Source organism: Nocardia sp. NPDC060220, from assembly GCF_042727815.1.
GTDB lineage: Bacteria > Actinomycetota > Actinomycetes > Mycobacteriales > Mycobacteriaceae > Nocardia.
Map to the genome: position 1 here is coordinate 1 of NZ_JBHWZY010000376.1, position 6452 is coordinate 6452.

At 66.0% G+C, this 6452-nt stretch carries 9 protein-coding genes; 1 reads left to right on the forward strand and 8 read right to left on the reverse strand.

Annotated elements, in window-relative coordinates; all coding sequences use genetic code 11:
* The 6 genes from ACFWF3_RS19890 to hppD form a co-directional block, all read right to left on the reverse strand.
* On the reverse strand, window positions 1–676 hold a 676-nt coding region (locus ACFWF3_RS19890), incomplete at its 3' end, for a GTP-binding protein (RefSeq protein WP_379314802.1).
* A gap of 84 nt (window positions 677–760) precedes the next feature.
* The gene (gene rpsG / locus ACFWF3_RS19895) at window positions 761–1231 is read right to left on the reverse strand and encodes a 30S ribosomal protein S7 (RefSeq protein ID WP_379314797.1); all 471 of its coding nucleotides are present in this window, start codon (window positions 1229–1231) and stop codon (window positions 761–763) included.
* 1 nt (window position 1232) lies between these two features.
* Window positions 1233–1607, reverse strand: a complete 375-nt coding sequence (rpsL, locus tag ACFWF3_RS19900; RefSeq protein ID WP_056814220.1) for a 30S ribosomal protein S12 — start codon at window positions 1605–1607, stop codon at window positions 1233–1235.
* Between the two features lie 272 nt (window positions 1608–1879).
* Complete coding sequence (locus ACFWF3_RS19905; protein WP_379314798.1) at window positions 1880–2425, reverse strand: DUF3558 domain-containing protein; 546 nt, start codon at window positions 2423–2425, stop codon at window positions 1880–1882.
* Window positions 2422–2952 (reverse strand): DUF3558 domain-containing protein, encoded by a 531-nt coding sequence (locus ACFWF3_RS19910; RefSeq protein WP_379314799.1) that lies wholly within the window; start codon window positions 2950–2952, stop codon window positions 2422–2424. The genes ACFWF3_RS19905 and ACFWF3_RS19910 overlap by 4 nt, the downstream gene beginning before the upstream one ends.
* 31 nt (window positions 2953–2983) lie before the next feature.
* Window positions 2984–4126, reverse strand: a complete 1143-nt coding sequence (gene hppD / locus ACFWF3_RS19915; RefSeq protein ID WP_378990910.1) for a 4-hydroxyphenylpyruvate dioxygenase — start codon at window positions 4124–4126, stop codon at window positions 2984–2986.
* A gap of 132 nt (window positions 4127–4258) precedes the next feature.
* On the opposite strand from hppD, the gene ACFWF3_RS19920 reads away from it, so the two are divergent.
* The gene (locus ACFWF3_RS19920; protein WP_364408533.1) at window positions 4259–4774 is read left to right on the forward strand and encodes an Lrp/AsnC ligand binding domain-containing protein; all 516 of its coding nucleotides are present in this window, start codon (window positions 4259–4261) and stop codon (window positions 4772–4774) included.
* A gap of 29 nt (window positions 4775–4803) precedes the next feature.
* On the opposite strand, the gene ACFWF3_RS19925 is transcribed toward ACFWF3_RS19920, so the two are convergent.
* A complete protein-coding gene (locus ACFWF3_RS19925) occupies window positions 4804–5442 on the reverse strand; it encodes a GntR family transcriptional regulator (protein WP_379314800.1) in 639 nt (212 codons plus the stop codon).
* A gap of 29 nt (window positions 5443–5471) precedes the next feature.
* Window positions 5472–6419, reverse strand: a complete 948-nt coding sequence (locus ACFWF3_RS19930; RefSeq protein WP_379314801.1) for an isopenicillin N synthase family dioxygenase — start codon at window positions 6417–6419, stop codon at window positions 5472–5474.
* Window positions 6420–6452 lie beyond the last annotated feature (33 nt).

Consider the following 6452-nt stretch of genomic DNA (forward strand, 5'->3'; position numbering starts at 1 on the left):
CCTCGATGGTGAGATCCTCGCCACCGAAGAACTTCTCGAGCAGTGCCTCGTCGGACTCGGCGACGGTCTCGAGCAGTTCCTGACGGTACTGCTCGGCCTTCTCCTTGAGGTCGGCCGGGATCTCGACGACTTCGTACTCTTCGCCGAGCTTGGTCTCGCCCTTCCAGACCTTGGCGTTGTTCTCGACCAGGTCGACGATGCCCTCGAAGTCGTTCTCAGCGCCGATCGGCAGCTGGATCACGAGCGGACGAGCGCCGAGACGGTCCTTGATGGTCTGCACGGTGAAGTAGAAATCCGCACCGAGCTTGTCCATCTTGTTCACGAAGCAGATACGCGGCACGTCGTACTTGTCGGCCTGACGCCACACCTGCTCGGACTGGGGCTCGACACCCTCTTTGCCGTCGAACACCGCGACCGCGCCGTCGAGCACGCGCAGCGAACGCTCCACCTCGACGGTGAAGTCGACGTGCCCGGGGGTGTCGATGATGTTGATCTGGTTGTCTTTCCAGAAGCAGGTGGTAGCCGCGGAGGTGATGGTGATACCACGCTCCTGCTCCTGCTCCATCCAGTCCATCGTGGCCGCGCCATCGTGAACTTCACCGATCTTGTACGTGATACCGGTGTAGAACAGGATGCGTTCGGTCGTGGTGGTCTTGCCCGCATCGATGTGGGCCATGATGCCGATGTTGCGGACCTTGTTCAGGTCGGTGAGCACGTCCTGTGCCACGAAATTCTCCCTTTTAAGTGACGGGCCGGGCTATCACCAGCGGTAGTGCGCGAAGGCCCGGTTCGACTCGGCCATCTTGTGGGTGTCCTCGCGACGCTTCACGGCGGCACCGAGGCCGTTGCTGGCATCGAGGAGCTCGTTGGCGAGACGCTCGACCATGGTCTTCTCGCGACGGGCGCGGGAGTAGCTGACCAGCCAGCGCAGCGCCAGGGTGTTGGCGCGGCCCGGACGGACCTCGACAGGCACCTGGTAGGTGGCGCCACCGACACGGCGGGGCTTCACCTCGAGGGCGGGCTTGACGTTGTCCAGCGCGCGCTTCAGCGTGACGACCGGGTCGGTGCCGGTCTTCTCGCGCAGGCCCTCCATGGCGCCGTAGACGATGCGCTCGGCGGTGGACTTCTTGCCGTCCATCAGGATCTTGTTGACCAGCTGAGTGACCAGCGGGGACCCGTAGACCGGGTCGTTGATCAGCGGACGCTTGGGTGCGGGGCCCTTGCGTGGCATATCAGCTCTTCTCCTTCTTGGCGCCGTAGCGGCTGCGCGCCTGCTTGCGGTTCTTCACGCCCTGGGTGTCGAGCGATCCACGGATGATCTTGTAACGGACACCAGGGAGGTCCTTCACACGACCGCCGCGAACGAGCACCATGGAGTGCTCCTGCAGGTTGTGGCCTTCACCGGGGATGTACGCCGTGACCTCGATCGCGCTGGTCAGGCGAACACGCGCGACCTTACGGAGCGCGGAGTTCGGCTTCTTGGGGGTGGTGGTGTACACGCGAGTGCACACGCCACGACGCTGCGGGCTCCCCTTCAGGGCCGCAGTCTTGGTCTTGGTGACCTTGTCGCGGCGACCCTTGCGGACCAGCTGGTTGATGGTTGGCATAGACCGGCTTTCCTTATTGGTAATTGCGCTTGGTGTGCAGTGTCTTGCAGTTCATCGAGCTTTCACCCGCACGTCAGACCACGTTTCCCTTAACCCGTGGTCGGGCGTGTCGCTGAGGCGCTCAGTGCCCTTTTCAAGGCACGTTGGAACGTATCGGCCGCTTTCGCTGGCCTACGTTCACACACGAACTTGCCCGCAGTAATCCGGGCACAGGGATCCACGATACCCGCGTGCCCGATTCGGGGTCAAAGCGGGGGGCCGCGTCAAGCCTTCTACCGGGCGAGATCCAGGGTCAGCTCGACCAATTTCTGGGCGCCCGCGCACGGATCGGGGTGCGCCGAGCCGGGCCGGTAGTTGATCCACCACCCGACGACGCCGACATCGGCGGCCGGGGCGGTGACGCCGCAGGAGTCGTTGTCGCCCGGTCTGCGCACCTGCAACGCCCTGCGGCCCTGCACGGTGATGTCGCCGGAGGTGTAGCCCAACTTGTCGTTGGTGGTCTTCTCGTTGTTCAGCGTACCCATCTCGTACCAGTTGAGGCTGGCCATAGCGCCCCCACCGGGTGCGTCCTCGATGTCCCACATGCAGACGGCACCGCTGAACGAGGCGCTCACGCTCTTGGCGTTGCCGATGATCTCGCCGATCTTGGCCGCGGCCACCACCTCGCACTCGCGCAGCAGCTTGTCGAAGTCGGTATTGATCGTCTCACCGCCGCCGCCCTTCCCCAGCGGCTGGGCAGTGCCCTCGATCTTCTGGCCGCAGCCTGCCAGCGCGAGGGTGAGCATCAGCGCCGCGGCGGCGACCTTGCCGGCGCTCACTGCAGCCGTCCCACGGTCAGCTCGGCCAGTTTCCTGGTCCGGTCGCACGGGTTGCCGCCGGTGGCGAAGATGCCGGTGGACATCGACCACTCGAAGAAGTCGTCGTCGAGTTGCACGGCGAGGTCGCAGACAGTGCCGCTCTGCGGGTCGAGCGCCATGAAGCCGGTATGCCCACCCACGTCGATGGTCTCCGGTGCACGCCCCACGTTGGACACCCACGCCTTCTCACGTTCGATCGGACTGCCCCGGTAGGACGCGAAAGTGACACTGGGGGAATTCATTCCGGCCGACTGCCAGTTGCAGCCGGTCGCGTTCTTGTAGACCCGCGCGATTTGGCCGAGGCCGGCGAGGTTGCGCACTTCGTCGTCGGTGACGTGGCCGCACTCACCGACGAAGGGCCCCAGTGAGGCGACCTTCGGTGGTGGTCGGTTGGGTCCTGTCGGCGTATCGGAGTCGCCCCCCGATCCGCACGACGTCAGCATGACGACCAAGGTCATGCCGGTGATGATCGCCGAGGGGATCCGCATGGCCGCAACTGTAGTAGGTCCGCGGACCCGGTCACAGGTTGCCGCGAGCCTCCTGTTCGCGCTCGATGGCCTGAAAAAGGGCCTTGAAGTTGCCCTTTCCGAAGCCGAGTGAGCCGTGTCGCTCGATGAGTTCGAAGAAGACGGTGGGGCGATCGGTGAGGGGACGGGTGAAGATCTGCAGGAGGTAGCCGTCCTCGTCGCGGTCGACCAGGATGCCTCGGCGCTGGAGTTCGTCGACCGGTACGCGCACGGCGCCGATGCGAGCGCGCAGTTCGGGATCCTCGTAATAGGTGTCGGGTGTCGCGAGGAATTCGACGCCCTCGGCGCGCAGGGCGTCGACGGTTTCGAGGATGTCGCCGGTGGCCAGTGCGATGTGCTGGACGCCGGGGCCGCGATAGAACTCGAGATACTCGTCGATCTGAGAACGCTTGCGGCCCACCGCCGGTTCGTTGAGCGGGAACTTCACCCGGTGATTGCCGTTGGCGACGACCTTGCTCATCAGCGCGGAGTACTCGGTGGCGATGTCGTCGCCGACGAATTCGGCCATGTTCGTGAATCCCATGACGTCGCGGTAGAAGTCGACCCAGCGGTCCATCATGCCGAGTTCGACATTGCCGACCACGTGGTCGATGGCCTGGAACACGCGCTTACCCGGCTCGCGGGTGGAGGTGCGCGCGATATAGCCGGGGAGATAGGGACCCGCGTAGCCGGAGCGGTCGATCAGGGTGTGCCTGGTGTCGCCGTAGGTGGCCAGTGCGGCCGAGCGCACGGTGCCGAATTCGTCGGTCTCGTCGTGCGGTTCGGTGAGGACGGTCGCGCCGTGATCGCGAGCCCAGGCGATGCAGCGGTCCACGTCGGGGACCTCGAGCGCGATGTCGACGACACCGTCGCCGTGGCGGTCGTGGTGGGCGACGAGCGGGCTGTCGGGGTCGACCGCGCCGGTGATCACGAATCGCGCTCCCCCACTGCGCAGCACGAACGACTTGTGGTCGCGATTACCGGTCTCGGGGCCCGAGTACGCCTCCAGCCGCATGCCGAACGCGGACTGCAGGAAGTGGGCGCTCTGGGTCGCGTTGCCGACGACCCAGACGAGGGCGTCCCATCCGATCACCGGAAACGGATCGACACTGTCGTCGTGCTCGATCAGCCCGACGAGCTGCTGCTCAATGGTCATGACCTAGGAAATCGCGCCGGGCCGCAGGTGGGCAACTACACCATCTTTGTCTGAGCAGGCTGGCTCGAGAAGCCACCGAATGCCCACAAATGATGGACAATTTGAATAGCAACCGGACATGGAGGTCTTCGCATGCGCACCCCCGCGAAATTGGATGAGCTCGACCTGGCGATCCTCACCGCGATGCACGAGTTCCAGAAGGCCGGAATTCTCGAACTGTCGCGGCGGACGAAGGTCGCGCGGGCGACGGTGCAGGCGCGGATCAACCGGATGGAGGAATCCGGGGTGATCGCGTCCTACGATCCGCAGATCGATGTCACCGCAGCGGGTTTCGATGTGCAGGCGTTCGTGACCCTGGAGATCGCGCAGGGCGCGCTGGATACCGTGAGCGCGGAGCTGGCGGCGATTCCGGGAGTGCTCGAGGCGTACGCGACGACCGGATCCGGTGACGTGCTGTGCCGGATCGGGGCCGATTCCCATGCCGGTTTGCAGGCGGTGTTGTTGAGCATCGATCGGACCGGGTCGGTGGTGCGGTCGCACAGTGTGATCGTGTTGTCGACGGTGGTCGCGCATCGGACCATGCCGCTGCTGCACACCTTGACCCCGGCGGGGACCGCGAAGGCCCCCGCGTACCGCGATCACCGCTGACGGTTACTGCCGGGAGCCGACTCGGGCTGCTATTGCCTGGCGAGGCGGGTGAGCAGACCCTGCACGTGCGCCTCGGCGGCCGCGCGGGCGGACTCGGGGTGGCCGGATTCGAGGGCTTCGACGATGCGGCGGTGTTCGCGCAGGGCGACGCGGCGGTTGCGGGCCGAGCACCACAGGTCGCCGCGGTAGAGGTGGGCCTGGGCTTCCAGGCGGGCCAGTTCGTCGACGACGCACGCGTTGCCGCAGGCGTCGCGGATGAACGTGTGGAACTCCAGGTCGAGCTGGGCGTCGCGAGCGGGATCGGCGGGGTCGTCCAGATGCGCTTGCTGGGCGGTGATGATGCCGGTGAGCTTGTCGAGGTCGGCCTCGGTGAGGCGGGTGGCGGCCGCGGCGGCGGCGAGACCGTCGAGGGCGGCGCGGACCGCCAGGACATCGCGGATGCGATCGTCGTCGACGGCGGCGACCTTCGCCCCCGCATGCGGTGCGCTGACCGCGAGACCCTCGTAGATCAGCTGCTGCACCGCTTCACGGACGGGGCTGCGACTGACCCCGAGCTCGGTCGCCAGCGCGGGCACGCTGAGCGACTGGCCCGAGATCAGCTCGCCGGAGAGGACCATCTGCCGGATCCGTCGATGGACAGACTGGCCGAGCAGCGAGGCTTCGGTCATCGCAGTGCCCTTTCCGTTGGTTGCGGTGATTATCCCTGGGGGCGGTAGTTCGCCTGTACCCGCTGAGTCAGGAAGTCGGCCGCGGTGACGGGCGGGTACTTGCCCGCGGGCCCCTGGATGACGGCATCGCGGTCGGCCTGGGCGAAGTAGGCGATGCTGTAGCGCTCGCCCTGGTATTCGCCCTCGCCGGGGCTGCGCACGCGGTGGAAGTTCGACGGCAGCAGGTCGTCGCTCCAGCGGGTGAGCATGTCACCGATATTGCAGGTGATCAGGCTCGACGACGCAGTGATGGAGGTCCACTGCTGCTCTTGCATCTCCTTGCCGGGACACACCTGGAGCCCGCCCTGCCCGTCGCGCTGGAAAAGCAGTGTGAGGCAGTCGAAGTCGGTGTGCGCGCCGGCCCGCCAGCGTCCGGGAACGCCGCGCAGTTCCTCGGGAACAGCGAAGTAGTGCAGCAGCCGCAGGGCGCTCTGGTAGCTCTCGGAGCCGGGATCGTGTGCGGCGGTGAAGTGTTCGCGGTCGAGTCCGAGGCGGTCGGCGAAGCAGGACAGCACCCGCATCGCCACTGCCCAGGCCCGGCTCTCGAAATCGAGGACGCGGGTGCGGAATCCGGCCAGCTCGGTCTCGCTGGGCCACAGCTGGTCCATGTGCGGCCGGGTGATCTGATACGACTCCTTCTGATCGGGAACCCCGATGGACGGGCGCACCTGACTCAGGCTCTCCCAGCCCGCGTTGTTCTGCTTGACCAGGGGGTACTGCCCCTTGATCTGCTCGGGGAGGGCGAAGAAATCGGCGGTGGCGCCGAACATCTCGTCGATCAGGTCCTGCGGGATGCCATGGCCGGAGAGCTGGAAGAAGCCGATCTCGGTGGCGGCGGCCCACAGTTCGTCGGTGATCTCGGCGCGGCGGTTGTCGAAGTCGGTGAGGTCGACGACGCGGATCTCGCGGTCGGTGGTCTCCTTGCCGAGACCACCCATCTGCTTCTCGCGCGAGACTTCGGCTGTCTATTA